The organism is Parahalioglobus pacificus, assembly GCF_014652275.1.
In the GTDB taxonomy this organism is placed as follows: domain Bacteria; phylum Pseudomonadota; class Gammaproteobacteria; order Pseudomonadales; family Halieaceae; genus Parahalioglobus; species Parahalioglobus pacificus.
In genome coordinates, this window is record NZ_BMYM01000002.1 from 18,989 (window position 1) to 38,039 (window position 19,051).

Here is a 19,051-nt window from a genome sequence, read left to right on the forward strand (position 1 = left end):
TCTTGTGAGCGTTAGAGGGGCGCGTCCAACGCGGCCCTGATCGCAGCGATAGCCATCGAGCGGCAATCGGTAAACCGATTGTTGGAGAAGCAAACCGACGCGAGCCCCGCATCGGTGGCAACGATGCTGTGGCTCGAGGCGTCAATATCGTCGCCGGCAAACCAGACCACCGAGTGGCCATCGATATCGCCGTGCACCAGGCCCATGGCATCGTTATGTTTTTCATGACTGAATCGCCTCTGCGACAGCATCTGGGACCAAAATGCTTCACCGAAGGCGTCCTGCGTCAGTATCTCCCTCTGCCAGCGGGCCCAGTCGCTAAGGCTGGACATGACCCCGCTCCCACCAATATGTGACGAGTTTCTCCGCATCATAACAATTCCGTCGCCCGCTTGGGCCACTATGCCAACATCTGACAAGGCAGCTAGCACCTCGGGCGTGCGCGGAAGTACGCCGTCGGCCCGCAGTGGGATGACTTCTGTTATGTCATCGTTCACCCGCGATGCGTGCATCCCCAACGGCTCGAAAATACGGTTCTCTACGAAGTCAGAAAACGAAACATCGTACAGGGACTCAATCACCTTGGTGATGAGCATGTAATTGATGTTGCTGTACTGCCAAGCATCGCCAGGCTGAAACTGGAGCGCCTCTGCAGAGAGGCTGGTCGCAATCGCTTCGTCAATGGAGAAATAGTAGTGCGTGAACCAGGGCATGCCGGACTGCCGTTCTAACGCATAGGGCTCTGTCAGCCCACTGGAGAAATAGATGAGGTGGGCAAGTGTTAGCCTGTCGCCATACTTTTTCGCTTCAGGCACAAAACGCGAGAGCGGCGCATCCAAACTCACCCGACCATCCTCGATCGCCATTACCAATGCCGCGGCAGTAACCTGGTTTGACAATGAAGCCACATGAAAGACCGTCTCCGCTGAGACGGGCATCCCAAGCTCCGGGTTCGCAATGCCTGACACTGACCGACTTATAATGCGCCCCCCGTCATCGATCACCTGCACCGCGTAGCCACCCACTGCCGGTTGGGCACGAACGTCGAGTGAAGTGCCCACACTTATCAGTAATACGAACATCAGTCTGATCATGGAGAATTCCACTCTGTCACAACAAGCACTGAAAAAACGGTGGTTAGCTTAACCAGAAACGAAGCGCTACGGACAATACTGTGGCGCAAGGCCCAGATTCGACCAACTATTGCCACTGTTTAAAACAATGTGATCTGTTGATCGGTCAGTGCAGCGAAGGATGTTCCGAGGAATGACAGAATGCCGTCAGCAACCGGTGCCAGCTGCTTGTCCCGGTAATGCTGGTAATCCAGCGGGGACTGGCGCGCCAATACCGGCTCTGCGCCTGCCTGTGTAATGACATACTCCACCCAATCACCGCGTCGGGGACGCGCCAGCCCACGCTCCTCATACAGTCGGGCGGCCTGCACGTGGGGTGGCACATTTCGCTGGTAGTCCTGCAAGCGCCGACGCAGGCGCTTGCGATAGACCAGTAAATCATCACACTCACCAGCAGAAAGCGACTGGGCAGTTTGCTTAACGTAGGACTCATAGGGTTGTTCGCGAAAGACGCGCTCGTAGAGCTCTTCCTGAAACTGCCGGGCAAGGCGAGTCCAGTCAGTGCGGACATTCTCCAGGCCCTTGAACACCGTTCGCAGCTCGCCGCCGGCCTCAACAATGCCCGCGTAACGCTTTTTACTGCCTTTGTCAGAGCCACGCACAGTGGGCATAAGGAACCGCAGAAAATGGGTTTCGAATTCCAACTCAAGCGCCGATACCAGCCCAAACTCCGACGTCAATCGCTCAGACCACCATTGATTGAGGTCGGCCTCCAGCGCTTTCCCAGCCGCTGCCGCCTGCTCGGCGTTGCTCGCAGTGTGAATCCACACAAACACTGAATCTGTATCGCCATAGATGACCCTGTGACCCGCGCGCTCGATGTAATCCCGAGACTGCTGGAGTATCTCGTGGCCACGCAGTGTGATGGAACTGGCCAGGCGCGGATCAAAGAAGCGACATCCCGGCGAACCCAGCACGCCGTAAAACGAGTTCATGATGATTTTTATCGCCTGCGACAGGGCCTGATTGCCCGAGGCCTTCGCCTCATCGCGCAGTTGCCACAAGCGCTCGATCAGACCAGGCAGAATGTGACCTTCACGCGCAAAGCGGCCGCCGCGAAACCCCGGCACTGTTTGTTTCGGGTCGGCAGCCGGATTCACCCCCAACGCCAGGCCCAGAGGGTCGATATGGAAACTGCGGATGATGCTGGGGTACAAGCTCTTAAAGTCCAGCACCAGTACGTGACTGTAGATACCCGGCTGCGAATCCAGCACAAAGCCACCGGGGCTGTCCGGCGGTTCAGCCGGCGCATTAGGTGCAACAAACCCCGCGCGATGCAGTCTCGGCAGATACAGGTTGTCGAATGCGGCGACAGATGCGCCCAATCGGTCGATATTCAATCCCGTCATGGTGCTGCGGGCGATCGCAAAGGCCAGCAAGCCCTCGCGCTGGAATATCTCGGAGACCAAAAGGCAATCTTTCAGGTTGTACCGCGCCAACGCCGGCTTGTCTGACACGAACAACTCAGCGATCTCCTCGCCGCGGCCGCTGCCGTGCAGTAATTTGCTGTCCCCCAGTATCTCGCCGGCCACGTGGTTGAGAGAAAAGCTTTCGAACCGATAAAAGGCCGCTCGCAGCAATTCAATACCATCCAGCACGACACGCCCAGACAGTCGTGCAGCGCGACGCTCGCCGTCCTCATCCAGGCTGCGCCAATACACTTCTGAGCCTAATCGGCCCATCTTCAGTGCTATACCCTCGGCCTCAGCCACACGCTGTAGGTACCAGAGGTCAAAGTTCACGACATTCCAGCCAATAATGACGTCGGGGTCCGACTCGGCAAGCCAGTCGAGAAAACGCGTCAATAGCGCACGCTGATCGGGAAAGTACTCGATCCAATCCTCGTCCTGGTGACACTCGTTACCAACCATAAACACGCGGCGCTGTTCTTCCCCTGACCCCCACGAGTGCACACCGATGGAAAAGAGTGACAACTCGTGCATGGCCGTTTCTATGTCCAAGGAGAGCACACGAAATTCCGGCTGGTAGCTGCCAGCACGTATCTGGCAGGGCGAGGCGGGCAAGCCTTGCGCGGTCCAGTCGCCGTGTATTTCAGCACTCCCAGAGATAAACCGCTCCATCAGGTACCGGTCTGCCGGATTGATATCGGCTTCCAGGCATTCAATGTTGCGATCGGCCAGCCTATCGCTGAGTTGCCGGGCAGCTTTGTGCGAGGGGCTGTAGACGGCGGTCACCGGTTGACCGTCAAAGGACGTGAGCGGCAACGGGCGTAGCTCCAGTTGCCGATTACTCACCACTAGAGGTTTAGCGGCCTCCTGATCGCTTTGGCGCAGGAAGAACACACTTCGCGCCCCAGGGATGCGCACCAAGCGGGCGCCTTCCGGTGTGGCGAACCAATACTCCAGCTGCACACCTTCGCCCGTGTCAGCCCAGCTTCGAGTCAACAAAAAGCCTTGAATTGTTCTGGTTCCCAAGCGGTTAAACCTCGCCACACTACCCTTAGCGTCCACGGTGGCTTAAGCTTGTGGGCTGTCGCCCCGGGCTGCAACCGGTGCAGTCAGGGTACTCACGGCAACCGCCACAAGGATGAATCCATGAATAAGCCTGTCATCAAACCCGATCCGCTTTACCAGTTGCTGCGCAACGAAGATGTCCAGGCCTTCAACGCACAACGCGACACACTGGACACCAGTGAGCTGCAGAGTGGCGACTATCGCGGGCGTGATCTGCGCACTATGAACGCGGATGGGCTGGATTTCAGTAATGCCTACTTCCGTAATTCAGATCTGTCCGGTATCGATTTCCGCAACACCAACCTCGAGGGTGCCAGCCTGATGGATGCCAAACTCTCGGGTTGCTACTTCCCCGCCGAGATCAGCGCTGAAGAAATTCGCCTGTCCTTGGATACCGGGACGCGCCTGCGTTACGACAGGCGCAAATAACGCCCTAGCCCTGTGCAAGCAGGTCGCGTAAATCGATAATCGCGGCGTTCGCCCGGCTGATATACGACGCCATCACCAATGAGTGGTTCGCCAGAAAGCCGAACCCGGTTCCGTTGAGGATCATCGGACTCCACACCGTTTCCTGAGTGGCTTCCAGCTCGCGAATGATTTGCTGCAGGCTGACCGTGGCATTCTTCTTTTCCAGAACGTCCGCAAAGTCCACTTCCGCTGCCTTCAGAAAGTGAATCAGCGCCCACGATGCACCGCGCGCCTCAAAGAACACATCATCGATTTCATTCCAGGGGGTTTTCACGATCATATCCCCCGGAGTGCCTGTGGACTGCGACGCCACCGAATCGCCTGCCAGGTCGGTGTTGATCCGTCGCTGGCCTACGCTGGCGGTGAGTCGTTGAGACAGACTGCCAAGGCGCGTATCCACGATCGTCAACCAATAACGCAGGTTGTCGGCACGGGCATAGAATTGCCCATCGGTAACGCCCGGATCCGACACGCGGTGGAAATAGCTGCGGGTGTACGCCAGCCCGGCCTTATACTCCGACTCCGTCGCTGGCAACATCCAGCTATCGGATTGAAAGTTGAAGCGTGGCTCGGCCAGCGCCAGATCTTTGTCCTCTGTTGACTGTGACTGGGAGCGGCTGAATACCTCGCGCAGAGCACGCGCCAAATCACGGGATTGAATCAGGGCGCCGTATTCCCAGTTAGGGATGTTATCCAGCCACAGCCCCGGCGGAAAAATATCGTTATGAAGATAGCCACCCGGCTTTTCGAGCAGGGTATCCATGACGCCCATCAGGGCAGCGGTGGTAACAGAGCCCGTGACCAGCTGCCCGTTTTCTTCCGACGCATAGAGCGATGCGCGCTCGCGAACGTCGAAGGGTTCTGGCGCCATACTCCAGTAGATGCCAACCCCGACACATATCAACAAATAAAGAGCGAGCAGCCCGCCCAACCAGCGCAATATACCGCCGCCGGGCATGTAATCGTCGCTGAAATCGCGGATCTTTTCGAAAAAGCTGGAACGTGGAGCGGGATTATTCATGAGATACCGTATCGCAGTTCGTTCAATTAATGGTGATGGTGGCCGCCCTTGTCGTCACGGCGCACCTGGGCAGCGGTGCAAGCAGTGTCACCACCTTTAGTCGTGAGGCAAATCTGCACCTCTTCACCGTCTACTGGCATGCGCTCCAACCCCATCAGCATGAGATGATCTCCACCCGGCGCAAGGGATACTTCGCCACCGGCAGGGACCCGGAGCTCCGGCACAGGCTGCATGCGCATGTAGCCATCTACTTCTTTTGTCGTGTGGATTTCTACCTTGCTGGCAACGGGACTGGCGCCGCCTGTCAGCACAATTGGCGAGTCTGATGTATTGCTCACTGTTACGTAACCCGCAGTCACCTTTTGCACCGGGGGCAACGCGCGCACCCAAGCATCAGAAAGAGTGAGAGAGTCCGCCAAAGCCTGGGCGCTAATCACAGCCAGTCCATATGCGACGATAGAGCGAGAAAATTTTGGCATCTTTACCTCTTAACGGCGTAGAACCTGACGTGGCCTGAAACTTTAACGGCGCAATTGAATCTATCACAGTATCACGGACAGACTCGCTCCCTCACTATAGCAGCGGGCTGTTCACGCTTTTGGGTGCAGCAATCAGCGCAGGTATAATGCGCGCCCCGCGCCATTGACCACTCGGAGACCCCATGCGCGCATTTTTGGCCATTCTGCTGCTACTGCTCAGCCCGACACTGTCTGCCCAGACCGGCACCAGTCTGGGTGCGGGGTCGGCAACCGACCCATTCGGCGCTGCGTTGAGCGGCCCCGAGTTCCTGCCCGTCGAGGAGGCGTATCAGGTGGCCGTGGATGTGCAGGAAGACGGCGCCTTGCGCATTTACTGGCAGATCGAGCCCGAGTACTACCTCTACCAACACCAGTTTAAGTTTGAGCTGAGTGACGCCAGCGGCGACATTCCACTAGAGGTTGCATTGCCCACTGCCCTGGAGCGCGTGGACGAGTTCTTTGGCGAAGTGCGCGTGTACTACGGCAGTGCTGATATCACCGCAGTGCCCCAGCGAGCGCCCGAGGCGGCCACGCTGCGAATGACATCTCAGGGCTGTGCCGATGCGGGCTTGTGCTACCCGCCGCGTAGCCAGCAGTTTGCTGTGGACTTCAACGATGGCAGCGCTAGTGAGGAAGTACCCACTAACAACAAAGGCGCCGCCAACACTGAACCTGCAGCGACAGAGTTTGCCGGCGCCGGCACTTTGGCGTACATGATGGTACTGGCCTTCCTGGGCGGCATCATTCTCAATTTAATGCCCTGCGTGTTCCCCGTGCTTTCGCTGAAAGTATTAAGTTTTACCAGCGGGAATGACGCGCACGCCTCGCGCCACGCCTGGGTATACGGGGCAGGAGTTGTGGTCAGTTTTGTCGCAGTGGCTGCAGTCCTGATTGCGCTACAGCAAGCCGGCAATGCCATAGGCTGGGGCTTTCAGTTACAGAGCCCCGGCTTTGTGATTGCACTGGCCTATCTGTTCATTGCCATGGGATTGTCGCTATCCGGCGTGGTGCAGTTTGGCGGCAACCTGATGAACCTGGGAGGCGATCTCGCCGCCAAAGAGGGCGATGCAGGCAGTTTCTTCACCGGCGTGCTGGCAGTGGTCGTTGCCAGCCCCTGCACGGCGCCCTTCATGGGAACAGCACTGGGGTTTGCCCTGACGCAACCCGCCGCGGTGGGCCTGACCGTATTCGCGGCATTGGGCGCAGGAATGGCGGCACCCATGGTGCTGCTGGCACACAGCGCTCTTGCCCGGCGTTTGATGCCCAAACCCGGCGCGTGGATGGAAACACTCAAGGAAGTGCTGGCCTTCCCCCTGTATGCCACTGCTCTGTGGTTATTCTGGGTGGCCGGACGCCAAACCGGCGTAGACACGATGACAGTAGCCATCGGCGGGGCACTGGTGCTGACGTTGGGTCTCTGGCTATGGCACCGGGGACGCTGGCAGCAAGTGGTGTCGATTGCATTGGTGGCTCTGGCCATTGCCATGGGTAGTTGGCGCTCACCAAACCCGGGCAGTTCGGGCTCATCCATTGAGGGTACGGTGGCGTGGTCAGAGCAAGCACTGCGCGACTACCGCAATAGCGGCCAGCCGGTTTTCGTGGATGTCACCGCGGATTGGTGCATCACCTGCATCGCTAATGAGCAGGCTGTGCTGTTCACCGAGGACATGCGAGCCGCCTTCGAAGCCCACGGCGTTACCTACATGGTGGCAGACTGGACGAACTACGACGCCGACATCGCAAGATTTATCGAGAGCCACGGTCGCAGCGGTATCCCCCTGTACCTGATGTACTCCAGCAACCCTGATCAGCCACCCCTCCTCTTACCCCAAATACTGAGCTCAGCGGTGGTTTTGGAGGCTCTGGAGGCTGTTTCGGTCAGTTCCGAGGTGGTCGCTGCAAACTAGGGCTGTTTCGAAGCAAGATCGATACATTTAGCGGCTGATGCAACATCGACTGCGATCGCGCTTAGAAAAAGGCGCAAACGTCTAAAAACGTCCGATCTTCTGCAAATCGGCTGCGAAATGCAGCCAAAATCCAAAAATTCACATTCCGCCTAGACAGGCACTATTTTATGGTCCACACTTCGCGCAGATAATAACCAATACACCGTCGGCGACTCCCATGGCATCAATCCTCGTTTTGCATGGCCCTAACCTGAACCTGCTCGGTGAACGCGAGCCCGAGGTTTACGGCCATACCACGCTGCACGACATCAATGCACGGCTGGAAGAGATTGCCCGCGAGCGCGGTCACCACCTGCTGAGCATGCAAAGTAATGCCGAGTACGAACTGGTCGAGCGTGTGCAGGATGCGCGCCACGAGGGTGTCAATTTCATCCTGATAAACCCGGCCGCCTTTACGCACACGAGTGTTGCCTTGCGTGATGCCCTGGCTGCCGTTGCCATTCCGTTTATCGAAATACACCTGTCCAACGTGCATGCGCGGGAAGAGTTCCGCCAGCACTCGTTCTTTTCTGACCTGGCCGTGGGCGTGATCTGCGGGCTGGGTGCGCAGGGCTACGAGTTGGGCCTGCAAGCCGCCATCAACCAACTGGACCAGTGATCCGCACTCACTGAGGAAACGCACATGGATATTCGCAAGGTCAAGAAACTGATCGAACTGTTGGAAGAATCCAACATCGACGAAATCGAGATCAAAGAGGGTGAGGAGGCTGTCCGTATCAGCCGCAACAGTGGTGCCAGCCAAGCGCTACCTGGCTACGTTCCGCAGCCCATGGCAGCACCGATGCCCGCGCCAGTTGCACCCGCACCGGCGGTAGCCGCACCCGCTGCACCAGCCCCTGCGGCTGATGCGGCGCCCGCGCCAGCCACATCTGGCCACCAGGTACGCTCGCCCATGGTTGGCACCTTTTACCGTGCGCCCTCCCCCAGCGCCCCGTCCTTTGTTGAAGTTGGCCAGACGGTCAAGGTTGGTGATGTTTTGTGCATCGTTGAAGCCATGAAGATGATGAATCAGATCGAAGCCGATAAGGCTGGCACCGTCGAGGCGATTCTGGTGGAAAACGGCGAACCGGTGGAGTTTGACCAACCACTGGTCAGCATCGTTTAACGACTAGCCCGACAGCCCGGAGATTCGCCAATGCCTATGCTAGAGAAGGTGCTCATCGCCAATCGCGGTGAGATAGCACTGCGTATTCTGCGCGCCTGTAAAGAAATGGGAATTGCCACGGTGGCAGTTCACTCGAAACCTGATGAGGCGCTGATGCACGTCAAGATGGCGGATGAGTCTGTGTGCATTGGCCCAGCGCCGTCCACGGAGAGCTATCTGAATGTGCCGGCAATTATCAGCGCGGCGGAGGTGACCAATGCCAAGGGAATCCATCCTGGCTACGGATTCCTGGCCGAGAACGCCGATTTTGCCGACCAAGTCGAAAAAAGCGGATTCACTTTTATCGGCCCGACGGCGGATACCATTCGACTGATGGGCGACAAGGTATCAGCCATTGATGCCATGAAAAAAGCGGGCGTGCCCACAGTACCTGGCTCCGACGGCCCACTCACTGACGACAACGAACGCACGCTGGAAATCGCCAGGCGCATCGGATTCCCGGTGATCGTCAAAGCAGCAGCAGGTGGTGGCGGACGCGGTATGCGCGTGGTTCACAACGAAGCGGCACTAATCAATTCTGTTCAGGTTACCCAGAGCGAGGCGGCGGCAGCCTTCGGCTCGGACGTCGTATACCTGGAGAAATTTCTGCAAAAGCCCCGGCACGTGGAGATTCAGGTTATCGCCGATGGCCAGGGCAACGCCATTCATCTGGGTGATCGTGACTGCTCGCTGCAGCGCAGACACCAGAAGGTATTGGAAGAAGCGCCGGCGCCGGATATCGACGAACACCTGCGCCAACAGGTCGCAGAGGCGTGCGTCAGCGCCTGCGTTGAGATCGGCTATCGCGGTGCGGGTACCTTCGAGTTCCTGTATGAAGACGGCGGCTTCTACTTCATCGAGATGAACACCCGGGTACAGGTGGAACATCCGGTGACCGAACTGATTACCGGCATTGATATCGTGAAGGAACAGCTGCGCATTGCCAGTGGTATGCCGCTGTCATTTGCACAGGATGACGTGACCTTCACGGGGCATGCCTTTGAGTGCCGGATTAACGCCGAGGATCCGCAGAACTTCCTGCCCTCACCCGGCAAAGTGACGACCTTTCACGCCCCCGGAGGACCGGGCATACGCGTGGACTCGCACCTGTACGACGGGTACAGCGTCCCGCCCTTTTACGACAGCCTGATCGCCAAGGTGATTAGTCACGGGGAAACCCGCGAGGTCGCGCTGGCACGGATGCGACAAGCGCTGGATGAATTGATTGTCGAAGGCATACGCACCAATACCCCATTGCACCGTGAACTGGTTATCGATCGTGCCTTCCAGGCGGGCGGAGTCAGCATTCACTACCTCGAAAGCAAACTGGAAGACTAGCGTTCATGACATGGTTGCAGCTGCGCCTGGACACCCGTCCAGCCTGCGTAGAACCGCTCGAAAATGCTTTATTGGCCACGGGTGCCGTAGCCGTCACGCTGGAGGACAACGCTGACCAACCTGTGCTAGAGCCAGCCGTGGGCGAAACGCCCCTCTGGAGCCAAACACGACTCACCGCACTTTACCCCGCCGATAGTGACATGGACCGGGTTCTGGCAGAACTGCCTGAGGACCTGCTGGACGGCAGCAATCAGCGCGTGGAAATCCTGGAGGACAAGGACTGGGAGCGGGAGTGGATGCAACACTACCAGCCCATGCAGTTCGGTGAGCGCCTTTGGATTTGTCCCTCGTGGCTGGAGCCACCAGACCCCGCAGCCGTCAATTTGTTGCTGGATCCGGGCCTGGCCTTTGGCACTGGCACCCACCCCACAACCGCTCTCTGCCTGGAGGCCTTGGACCGCATATGCCCCGAGGGACTTCAGGTCGCAGACTATGGCTGTGGCTCTGGCATCCTCGCGGTAGCGGCGCTGAAACTCGGGGCAAGAGAGGCCCTGTGTGTCGATAATGATCCCCAGGCCCTGATGGCAACCGCTGACAATGCGGCGCGCAATGGCATCGCCGACCCTCAGGTAACCGTGGCACTGCCGGGGGAGTTTGACACCGAGGCGTGGAACGCCCGGTGCGATCTGGTACTGGCTAACATTCTGGCTGGGCCCCTTCTGGCATTGAAGGACACTCTGCTCCCGCTGATGAGCCCCGGCGCCACCCTGGTGCTGGCGGGGCTTCTCAACTCCCAGGCTGAAGACATCATCACCCACTACAGGCCTGAATTGGAACTGACGATTGCGGCTGAGCGCGAGGGCTGGGCCTGCCTGATCGGGCGCAAAAACTGACGATTTTTTGCGCAATCGGCTTCAACAGCCGAGGGCGGTCGAGTATGATACCGCCTCTTTTTTCAGACCATTTCTACCATGCTGCAGATCGGGCCGTATGCCCTGCCAAACCCTGTAGCGCTGGCCCCTATGGCCGGCGTCACCGACCTGCCGTTTCGACGCCTGTGCGCCGAACAGGGGGCATGCTTTGTGGTATCAGAAATGGTCACTGCGGATCCTACCCTGAGGGAGTCGCGCAAAACCCTGCTGCGTAGTCGACACGATGGCGAGGCCGAGCCTCGCTCGGTACAGATTGTGGGCAATGACCCCGCCACCATGGCAGAGGCTGCCCGATACAACGTGGGTCAGGGCGCTCAGATCATCGACATCAATATGGGTTGCCCGGCAAAAAAAGTCTGCAAGAAAGCGGCGGGCTCTGCGTTGCTGGCCGACGAGGCGCTGGTTGCTCGCATACTGGATGCGGTTGTCACTGCCGTCGACGTGCCCGTCACCCTGAAAATACGCACTGGCAGTACGCCAGAGGCACGCAATGGCGTTGCCATCGCACGTATTGCGGAACAAGCGGGCATTCAGGCGCTAGCTGTCCATGGGCGCACTCGCGCCGATAAATTCAATGGCACAGCGGAGTACGACACCATAGCTGCCATTGTCGCGGCCACCAGCTTTCCCGTTTTCGCCAATGGCGATATCACCAGCCCCGAGCAAGCCGCGCGCGTACGTGATTACACGGGAGCGGCCGGCATCATGATTGGCCGAGGTGCCCAGGGCCAACCCTGGCTGTGCGGCCAGATCGCCCATTACCTGACACGGGGTGAGCACAAGCCCGCACCCAGTTTGAGTGCGCGCTTCGACATCATGCGCGGACACCTGCGCGCACTGCACGATTTTTACGGCGATTTCATGGGCGTGCGCATCGCGCGCAAGCACACGGGATGGTACCTGCAACACCTTCCAGTGAGTGGTGACTGGCGCAAGCGGTTCAACGCGCTGGGCGAGGCAGACGACCAACTGAACATGATCAACCACATTCAAACCACACTTTTGCACGAGGACATTGCAGCATGACCAAGGCTGAAACACTGGCCGAGCACACCGCCGCCAACGATGAGGGTCTTCAGACTCTGCGTCAGGATGTTTCCCCCAACCACCTCAGAGACGCAGTTTCAGCGTCTGTTCGTCAATTCCTCGATGAACTGGACGGACAGATGACCACCGATTTCTACGACATGGTGCTGTCGCAAATTGAAGAGCCCCTACTGAAAGAAATCATGAACTACACGCGCAACAACCAGACAAAGGCCTCCGTCATGCTGGGCCTGAACCGCGGCACGCTGCGCAAAAAGCTGAAACGCTACGACCTGATCGACCCCCGCAACCAGTAAGGAACGTCCCGCGCAATGAACGACATCAATCTCGTACCGGTAAAGCGGGCGCTGATCAGCGTCTCTGATAAAACCGGCATCGTAGAATTCGCCCGCCAGCTCACAAACCTGGGTGTGGAACTGCTCTCCACCGGCGGCACGTACCGGTTACTCAAAGACAATGACCTGGCCGTGACCGAAGTCTCCGACTATACGGGCTTCCCGGAAATGATGGACGGGCGGGTAAAAACCCTGCACCCCAAAGTGCACGGCGGCATTCTCGGCCGTCGGGGCCAGGACGATGAAGTGATGGCCGAGCATCAGATCGACGCCATTGATATGGTTGTGGTGAACCTCTACCCCTTTGAAGCCACGGTCGCCAAACCAGACTGCACGCTGGAAGACGCGGTTGATAACATCGATATCGGTGGGCCCACCATGGTGCGCGCAGCGGCCAAGAACCACCGCTTTGTGAACATTGTGGTGAATGCCGACGATTACAGCGCCATCATCGATGAAATGAGCAGCAATGCCGGCGCTACCAGCCTGGCGACGCGTTTCGACCTTGCCATCAAGGCCTACGAGCACACGGCAGCCTACGACGGCGCCATTGCCAATTACTTTGGCCGACAGGTTCCCGGTGGCTCTGACGACTTCCCCCGTACCTTCAACACGCAGTTCCACAAGACACAGGAAATGCGCTACGGCGAGAATCCTCACCAGAAGGCGGCGTTCTATGTGGAAGCGACTCCGGCGGAGGCTGGTATTGCTACTGCGACCCAGCTCCAGGGTAAAGAACTGTCTTACAACAACGTTGCCGATACAGACGCCGCGCTGGAGTGTGTGAAGAACTTTGACGCGCCCGCCTGTGTGATCGTCAAGCACGCAAACCCTTGCGGCGTGGCTGTGGCCGAGACGATTGGCAAGGCTTACGATCTGGCTTTTGAAACCGACCCGGAGTCTGCCTTTGGCGGCATTATCGCGTTCAACCGGGAACTGGATGCGGCCACCGCGATGGCGATTGTCGAGCGCCAGTTTGTGGAGGTCATTATCGCACCCAGCGTGAGCGCTGAAGCACAGGCTGCGGTGGCAGAGAAAAAAAACGTGCGCCTGTTGGCCTGTGGAGAGTGGGGCCTCGGTATGCCGGCAATGGACTACAAGCGGGTCAATGGTGGATTGCTGGTACAGGACCGCGACCTGGGAATGGTCAACCGCGAAGACCTGAAGGTAGTCACCAAAATAGCGCCCACCGATGAGCAGTGGAACGACCTGCTGTTTGCATGGAAAGTCGCGAAGTTCGTTAAATCCAATGCCATCATTTACGCGAGCGGCGGCCAGACTGTTGGCGTCGGCGCGGGGCAAATGAGTCGGGTAAATTCCGCTCGTATAGCGGCCATCAAAGCCGAGCACGCAGGACTGGCTGTTCGCGGCTCGGTCATGGCCTCTGATGCCTTCTTCCCCTTCCGCGACGGCATCGACAGCGCCGGTGAGCGCGGCATTGCTGCGGTGATCCAGCCCGGCGGCTCTATTCGCGATGACGAGGTCATCGCCGCAGCCGACGAGCACGGCATGGCGATGGTGTTCACCGGTATGAGGCACTTCAGGCACTGATATGATTAGCGCTTGAATAAGTGATACATGCTGATAGCATGTCGTCATGGATCTGTTTTTCAGTACAGAGAAGTTCAAGCTCAACGGTCAAAGCTACACAGACTTCCCAATCCTTGTCTCAGATAAAGGGTGTATTGTCAGTGAGGCTCTCGACTTCTGCATCAGCCATCTGATTAAGCGGGGGAGGATCGGGTCCAAAAAATCTTGGGGGACCTACGGTCAGTACCTGTATCAATTCTTCGGGTGGTGCGAGGCCAACGCCATTGATTGGCGAGACGTTGGCAATGATCGCGAAGCCACCATTCTTGCCGAGTTTCGAGATTGGAACCTGAGCGAAGAGGGTGGGAGCCTAGCAGCGGGAACAGTCAACGCTCGGCTGCGGCTGCTATGTGCATTCTATCGCCATGCAGCAAATAAGGGCTGGGTTACGTCTGTCCCATATGGCATGGATACGATCACCGTGAGGGAGCCTAAGGGGTTCCTTGCCCATGTCGATGCCAGTGGGGGAAAGCGAGTATCACCAGATGTGATGCTGAAGACGCCCAGAACCGTGATCCGCGTGCTAACCAAACATCAATCTCTGGATCTGCTGAACGCCATCAAAAATCCGACGCACAGGCTGATGGTGAGATTGGGGCTGACAACCGGACTTCGCCGCGAGGAACTGGCAACTTTTCCGCTGAAGTATGTAATCAACCCTGTTACTTACACAAAGCATCGCTCATTCATCCGTGTCAATCTTGATCCGAGGGACATGGTGATCAAACTCAACCAGCCACGGGGTATCGATGTACCGCGGACGGTGATGGAAGACCTCTGGCAATACGTGATCCATGAACGGCACCAGCTGGAGAACCTATCGGGACAGGCTCAACCGACGCTCTTTCTAACGGAGGACGGCCTGCCCTATGCCAACGACGGAGCAGCGTTCCTAGGCATTGTGAAGCGGGCTGGCGAGATTGCTGGCATCACCTACGTCAACGTCCATGTCTTGCGGCATACCTATGCGACGCACTCGCTTTACGCGATGATGAAATCAAAGGCCCAGACTCACGCGCTAATTTATGTGCGCGACCGACTGGGCCATGCCTCAGTGACCACTACCGAGAAGTATCTGCACTGCTTCTCAGAGCTCGAGGATGCGCTGATGAACGATTATCAGAACGAGATCGATGTCATCAGCCAGGAAGTTGCAGGTGGCTAAGAAATCCTTGCGCTCATCCGCCTCGCGACCATCAAAGGCGGGAGACGAGCATACGCTAGACTTAACCTCCCTGCCGCCGGCGGAGACGATTGTGCGCTTGCCTAAGCACGCAGGCAACAGACGCAATCTTGACTTCGCCAAGCACTACGGAAAAGGCTGCGATGTGGTGGTGTATGCCTGTCAGCGTACGCTGGAACGCATGGCTAGCAGCAGCGCAAAAAGCGCCGGAAAGACACTCAGCCCTACCACCATTAGCACCTATTTTGGCGATGGTCTGTCCGCCTTTCTCCCACACTGTGCGACGATGGCTGCCGCGTTGGAGCGCGATCTACGGCTTGACGATATTGACCGCGGCCTGATCGATCACTTCATTGCCAAGCTGAGGCAATCGGGAGAGCGGTCAAGTCAGAAACAAAGGTACTCGGCTACAAAACCAGTGCTGGTCGCTTTAGGGCAGTCAGGCTGGATTGCACAGGATATTTTTCCGCGCAACCCCTTCCCAAACTACAACCGAGGCACGGCCGGTCAGCGCGCTCTCAGCGAGCCCGAACGTAAAGCCGTCCTGAAGGCCCTCAAAGTGGATATGCGGGACATCATTAAAGGCAGCGGCCTACTGACACGTGGAGAACTGAGCGTCTGCCTGCTGGCAATTGCGGCCCGTACAGGCATCAACCCCACGCCTGCGCTAGAGCTGATCACCGATTGCCTGCAGCCTCACCCTCTCAAAGCTGATCGGTATGTCCTGGTGAGCTATAAGCGGCGGGGAAATGCTACCCACATCCAGAGCCTACGCCGCTCGGCTGATATCGAGACTATGGTGACGGCGCTGCCCGATGTGGCGCGGATCATCGATCTAGTCCGTAAACGCAATAGCGAGCTGCGAAAGCAGAGTAGCCACTATGCGTCAACGTTGTTTGTCTATGAGTCGAGTAACGGTACAGGCATCGAGACGATACTGCGACTGAACCAGGAGACACTACGCGCGGGAATCAAAGCATTCTGCCAACGCCATGACCTGCATGATGCTGACAAAAAACCGCTGGCGCTAAACCTCTCTCGCCTACGCAAGACTTTTGAGAACCGCTTGTTTTCGCTATCCGGACAAGATCCTTTCCTGACGGCGAAGCTCGGTGGGCATACCCCAAAGGTCTCCAACGACTACTACCTAGAGGCCCCAGAAACGGCCGAACGCGATTGGCACTTGATGGGCGAGATTCGCACAGAACAGTTGCTGGGCAAAGTCTCTACGCTTCCGAACAAGAATACGCCAGTGGCCAAGTGCCGGGACACGCTGATGGGCGACCTTGCGCCAAAGAATGGCAAGCATTGCCAGAAGTTTCTGGCCTGCTTTCGCTGCAAGTCCTTCGTCGTGACCGGCGAGGATTTGTATCGGGTTTTCAGCCTTTACTGGATGCTGGTCGGCATGCGACGGCGGATGGGAGGCAGCGCCTGGAAGCGCGTCTACGGTCACATCATCCGCATCATCGACCAGGACATCGCTACTCAATTTGACGATGAAATCGTGGCCATTCAGCGTCAACGCGCCAAGGCTGATCCGCACCCCTTCTGGCGAGATCCAGAGCTTCTGGAGATCATCACATGAATGAAACTGCCTTCTTGACCGAGCAGCTGATGGCCCTTAGAAGCGCTGAGGGCGGTGAGCCTGCCGCCAGTGCAGTCATCACTGGTATGCGTCTAGATGGCGGCAGCTATCACGTCCTGAGCCGCTATGAGGATTCGGTCTGGATACTGCCCGACAGCCTTTTTGCCGCAGGCATAGGCGACGGTAAAAAAAAGCTGAACTTCGAGCGAGTGCCAGGTGCCTTCCGACCGACAATGCGGGCCTGCGTGGCACGCTACATGCTCGTGGGTATTGAGGGGCGCGCTAGACCTCGAGGAGGGACGATTCGCAACTTTTTCCGTAACGCGTGCTCCTTCCTAAGATGGCTCGATAAGCGAGGCATTACGAATCTGAACGGTGTTTCCTCACTGCTCGCACAACAGTACGTAGACTACTGTCGTTCGCTCAAAAGCCCCAATGGCAAGCCGTTGTCGGCCACGACATTGGATGCACAATTCCGTGCCTTAGAAACCCTGCACATCCTGAGCGGACACACCGCCGACTCAATGCAACATCCTTGGCCGGAGTCTTCGGGAAATCATCTGGCTGGGCTGACGGGGCATGACGATCCCCGACGTCAAGAGGCGAAGACTGCGGTCATTCCAGATGACGTGTTGGGGCCTTTGTTTCAAGCGTGCGTGGAGTATCTGGACAGGGCAGATGAGATTCTCACCTGGCACGAGCAGATTACGGTCTGGCAAACACAGGGGTGGAGTAGCAATCAAATCAGCAGTCGACTTAAGCCGACCGGCTGGACGCAGGGTGCAGTCAAAAGCGCGCTGCGAGATCTGCAGTCGGCCAGCATGGTCATCGTCCTGGTCACCAGCGGTATTCGCGTCTCGGAACTCTGCTCACTGGAAACCGGCTGCGCCTATTCCTCGGTCGGAGAGCATGGCGACCGTTTGCATTGGATGCGGGGCATCAGCTACAAAACGGCCGCTGGTGCCTGCGAGTGGCTTGTTGCTGGGCTGACCCACCGGGCGATTGCCGTGGCTGAGCGAGTAGCCGAACCGTTGCAGGCCCGGGTCATGGCGTCGGTTGAGGCATTGCGCACCGAAGACCCGAACGACCCTGAAGTCACGCGGTTGAGCGAGCACACCAAGCGCCTGTTCTTGGGTGTTGCTCAAAGGCTTAACAACCGAATCGAGACGCTGTCTAGCCAGGCGGTGCTCACACGGATCAATGCGTTTGCGACCAAACGTAACCTTAACTGGCATTTTGCGCCTCACCAGTTTCGGCGCACGTTTGCGGTGTATGCGGCGCACAGCGCATTTGGTGATCTGCGGTATCTGCGCGATCACTTGAAGCATTGGTCGTTGGACATGACAACACTGTACGCGATGAATCGTAAGCAAGACGCGGAACTCTACGATGCGCTGGCGACGGCAGCCTTAGGGATCAAGACTGACTTGCTCGAACACTGGCTGGAACCCGATGCGATTCTCACAGGCGGCGCCTCGGATCAGCTCCGGGCCTTCCGTGCCAAAAGCCAATCCGTGAAGACTGAGCAAGGCCGCGCAGAGATGGCACGATCTATCAGCCCACTGGTGAATATCCGCGCGACAGGCGTAGCCTGGTGTACGGCAGATACAGGTGGCTGCAACGGCGGCCAGGGTTTTGAAAAAACCCGCTGTGGCGACTGTGGCAATGCAATCATTGATGCGTCCCGAAAGCACATCTGGCAGGGTATTTATGCTCAACAACTCGAATTGCGGGAGTTGCCCGAGATTGGGCCGGCCGGTCAGGAGCGCGTCGAACGTGACATACAGAAATGCCGGAAGGTCTTGATAGGCCTCGGCGCGACAGGAGAGGAGCTTGATGATGTCGGAACCTGAAACTACGGCACCAACTCGCGGCGAGTTGACAGCCAAGGCGATAAGGCAGGCCATACAACGTATCGAGAAGGGCCGACCTAAGGTGATCAATGCGGGGCGCAAGCTGAGTATCGCATCCGTAGCTGAAGAGGCGGGGGTTAGTCGTGCTACGATCCACAACAATCACCCTGGTTTGGCTGAGCGCATCCGAGAGGCGGGTAACAGAGCCGTCAGGGCGCAGCGAGACGAGAAGAATGCGGCCCTGCGTAATCTCAGGGCGAAGTACACAGAGCTGCGGCAGGAGCACATCCGCACGCGTGAACTGAATCGCGAAATGGCATCTGAGATGGCCACGCTGGAGGTCGAAAACCGGCGATTGCAATCCATTGCAGAGAGCAAGAAAGTGATCGTTTTTCCCTCAAAAAACACAAAAAGTGATACATGAAACAATGTTTAATGAAATCAGATACTTATCTAATAGTAT

17 protein-coding genes are annotated in these 19,051 nt (G+C 57.7%); 13 read left to right on the top strand and 4 right to left on the bottom strand.

All coding sequences use genetic code 11. The features are described 5' to 3' along the window. Positions 1 to 11 precede the first annotated feature (11 nt). A complete protein-coding gene (locus IE089_RS08840) occupies positions 12 to 1,094 on the bottom strand; it encodes a serine hydrolase domain-containing protein (protein WP_189477462.1) in 1,083 nt (360 codons plus the stop codon). Between the two features lie 119 nt (positions 1,095 to 1,213). Next, positions 1,214 to 3,604 carry a DNA polymerase II gene (locus tag IE089_RS08845; RefSeq protein WP_308428835.1) on the bottom strand — a complete coding sequence of 797 codons (2,391 nt, stop codon included), beginning with the start codon at positions 3,602 to 3,604 and terminating at the stop codon, positions 1,214 to 1,216. An 84-nt stretch (positions 3,605 to 3,688) separates the two neighbouring features. Here IE089_RS08845 and IE089_RS08850 point away from each other — a divergent pair, with 84 nt between their 5' ends. After that, the gene (locus tag IE089_RS08850) at positions 3,689 to 4,036 is read left to right on the top strand and encodes a pentapeptide repeat-containing protein (protein ID WP_189477464.1); all 348 of its coding nucleotides are present in this window, start codon (positions 3,689 to 3,691) and stop codon (positions 4,034 to 4,036) included. Positions 4,037 to 4,040: 4 nt separating this feature from the next. On the opposite strand, the gene IE089_RS08855 is transcribed toward IE089_RS08850, so the two are convergent. Further along, a complete protein-coding gene (locus IE089_RS08855) occupies positions 4,041 to 5,033 on the bottom strand; it encodes a DUF2333 family protein (RefSeq protein WP_229802758.1) in 993 nt (330 codons plus the stop codon). Between the two features lie 89 nt (positions 5,034 to 5,122). Beyond that, a complete protein-coding gene (locus tag IE089_RS08860) occupies positions 5,123 to 5,575 on the bottom strand; it encodes a copper chaperone PCu(A)C (RefSeq protein WP_189477466.1) in 453 nt (150 codons plus the stop codon). A gap of 182 nt (positions 5,576 to 5,757) precedes the next feature. On the opposite strand from IE089_RS08860, the gene IE089_RS08865 reads away from it, so the two are divergent. The 12 genes from IE089_RS08865 to IE089_RS08920 all read left to right on the top strand — a co-directional run bounded on the left by IE089_RS08865 (position 5,758) and on the right by IE089_RS08920 (position 19,012). Then, positions 5,758 to 7,521 carry a protein-disulfide reductase DsbD family protein gene (locus IE089_RS08865; RefSeq protein WP_189477467.1) on the top strand — a complete coding sequence of 588 codons (1,764 nt, stop codon included), beginning with the start codon at positions 5,758 to 5,760 and terminating at the stop codon, positions 7,519 to 7,521. A 217-nt stretch (positions 7,522 to 7,738) separates the two neighbouring features. Beyond that, entirely contained in the window at positions 7,739 to 8,179 is a 441-nt protein-coding gene (aroQ, locus tag IE089_RS08870) for a type II 3-dehydroquinate dehydratase (protein ID WP_189477468.1), read from the top strand. Positions 8,180 to 8,203: 24 nt separating this feature from the next. Beyond that, positions 8,204 to 8,686 carry an acetyl-CoA carboxylase biotin carboxyl carrier protein gene (gene accB / locus IE089_RS08875; RefSeq protein ID WP_189477469.1) on the top strand — a complete coding sequence of 161 codons (483 nt, stop codon included), beginning with the start codon at positions 8,204 to 8,206 and terminating at the stop codon, positions 8,684 to 8,686. A 36-nt stretch (positions 8,687 to 8,722) separates the two neighbouring features. Further along, complete coding sequence (gene accC, locus IE089_RS08880) at positions 8,723 to 10,063, top strand: acetyl-CoA carboxylase biotin carboxylase subunit (RefSeq protein WP_189478305.1); 1,341 nt, start codon at positions 8,723 to 8,725, stop codon at positions 10,061 to 10,063. A gap of 5 nt (positions 10,064 to 10,068) precedes the next feature. Then, positions 10,069 to 10,956, top strand: coding sequence for a 50S ribosomal protein L11 methyltransferase (prmA, locus tag IE089_RS08885; protein WP_189477470.1), 888 nt, complete (start codon positions 10,069 to 10,071; stop codon positions 10,954 to 10,956). Positions 10,957 to 11,034: 78 nt separating this feature from the next. Beyond that, entirely contained in the window at positions 11,035 to 12,021 is a 987-nt protein-coding gene (dusB, locus tag IE089_RS08890; RefSeq protein ID WP_189477471.1) for a tRNA dihydrouridine synthase DusB, read from the top strand. Then, positions 12,018 to 12,338: a DNA-binding transcriptional regulator Fis gene (gene fis, locus IE089_RS08895; RefSeq protein ID WP_189477472.1), complete on the top strand. Its 321-nt coding sequence runs from the start codon at positions 12,018 to 12,020 to the stop codon at positions 12,336 to 12,338. Before dusB ends, fis begins: the two co-directional genes overlap by 4 nt. 15 nt (positions 12,339 to 12,353) lie before the next feature. Then, positions 12,354 to 13,928 (top strand): bifunctional phosphoribosylaminoimidazolecarboxamide formyltransferase/IMP cyclohydrolase, encoded by a 1,575-nt coding sequence (purH, locus tag IE089_RS08900; protein WP_189477473.1) that lies wholly within the window; start codon positions 12,354 to 12,356, stop codon positions 13,926 to 13,928. A 46-nt stretch (positions 13,929 to 13,974) separates the two neighbouring features. Continuing rightward, the gene (locus IE089_RS08905) at positions 13,975 to 15,132 is read left to right on the top strand and encodes a tyrosine-type recombinase/integrase (protein ID WP_189477474.1); all 1,158 of its coding nucleotides are present in this window, start codon (positions 13,975 to 13,977) and stop codon (positions 15,130 to 15,132) included. Then, complete coding sequence (locus IE089_RS08910; protein ID WP_189477475.1) at positions 15,125 to 16,735, top strand: hypothetical protein; 1,611 nt, start codon at positions 15,125 to 15,127, stop codon at positions 16,733 to 16,735. Before IE089_RS08905 ends, IE089_RS08910 begins: the two co-directional genes overlap by 8 nt. After that, the gene (locus tag IE089_RS08915; RefSeq protein WP_189477476.1) at positions 16,732 to 18,588 is read left to right on the top strand and encodes a site-specific integrase; all 1,857 of its coding nucleotides are present in this window, start codon (positions 16,732 to 16,734) and stop codon (positions 18,586 to 18,588) included. Before IE089_RS08910 ends, IE089_RS08915 begins: the two co-directional genes overlap by 4 nt. Beyond that, the gene (locus IE089_RS08920; RefSeq protein WP_189477477.1) at positions 18,572 to 19,012 is read left to right on the top strand and encodes a helix-turn-helix domain-containing protein; all 441 of its coding nucleotides are present in this window, start codon (positions 18,572 to 18,574) and stop codon (positions 19,010 to 19,012) included. Before IE089_RS08915 ends, IE089_RS08920 begins: the two co-directional genes overlap by 17 nt. Positions 19,013 to 19,051: the final 39 nt, after the last annotated feature.

Excerpts from the sequence above, each read along its gene's own strand:
- aroQ (WP_189477468.1), top strand. The coding sequence starts at position 7,739 with ATGGCATCAATCCTCGTTTTGCATGGCCCTAACCTGAACCTGCTCGGT.
- purH (WP_189477473.1), top strand. The coding sequence starts at position 12,354 with ATGAACGACATCAATCTCGTACCGGTAAAGCGGGCGCTGATCAGCGTC.
- IE089_RS08860 (WP_189477466.1), bottom strand. The coding sequence starts at position 5,575 with ATGCCAAAATTTTCTCGCTCTATCGTCGCATATGGACTGGCTGTGATT.
- IE089_RS08920 (WP_189477477.1), top strand. The coding sequence starts at position 18,572 with ATGATGTCGGAACCTGAAACTACGGCACCAACTCGCGGCGAGTTGACA.
- dusB (WP_189477471.1), top strand. The coding sequence starts at position 11,035 with ATGCTGCAGATCGGGCCGTATGCCCTGCCAAACCCTGTAGCGCTGGCC.
- IE089_RS08865 (WP_189477467.1), top strand. The coding sequence starts at position 5,758 with ATGCGCGCATTTTTGGCCATTCTGCTGCTACTGCTCAGCCCGACACTG.
- accB (WP_189477469.1), top strand. The coding sequence starts at position 8,204 with ATGGATATTCGCAAGGTCAAGAAACTGATCGAACTGTTGGAAGAATCC.
- prmA (WP_189477470.1), top strand. The coding sequence starts at position 10,069 with ATGACATGGTTGCAGCTGCGCCTGGACACCCGTCCAGCCTGCGTAGAA.
- fis (WP_189477472.1), top strand. The coding sequence starts at position 12,018 with ATGACCAAGGCTGAAACACTGGCCGAGCACACCGCCGCCAACGATGAG.
- accC (WP_189478305.1), top strand. The coding sequence starts at position 8,723 with ATGCTAGAGAAGGTGCTCATCGCCAATCGCGGTGAGATAGCACTGCGT.
- IE089_RS08840 (WP_189477462.1), bottom strand. The coding sequence starts at position 1,094 with ATGATCAGACTGATGTTCGTATTACTGATAAGTGTGGGCACTTCACTC.
- IE089_RS08855 (WP_229802758.1), bottom strand. The coding sequence starts at position 5,033 with ATGCCCGGCGGCGGTATATTGCGCTGGTTGGGCGGGCTGCTCGCTCTT.
- IE089_RS08905 (WP_189477474.1), top strand. The coding sequence starts at position 13,975 with ATGGATCTGTTTTTCAGTACAGAGAAGTTCAAGCTCAACGGTCAAAGC.
- IE089_RS08915 (WP_189477476.1), top strand. The coding sequence starts at position 16,732 with ATGAATGAAACTGCCTTCTTGACCGAGCAGCTGATGGCCCTTAGAAGC.
- IE089_RS08850 (WP_189477464.1), top strand. The coding sequence starts at position 3,689 with ATGAATAAGCCTGTCATCAAACCCGATCCGCTTTACCAGTTGCTGCGC.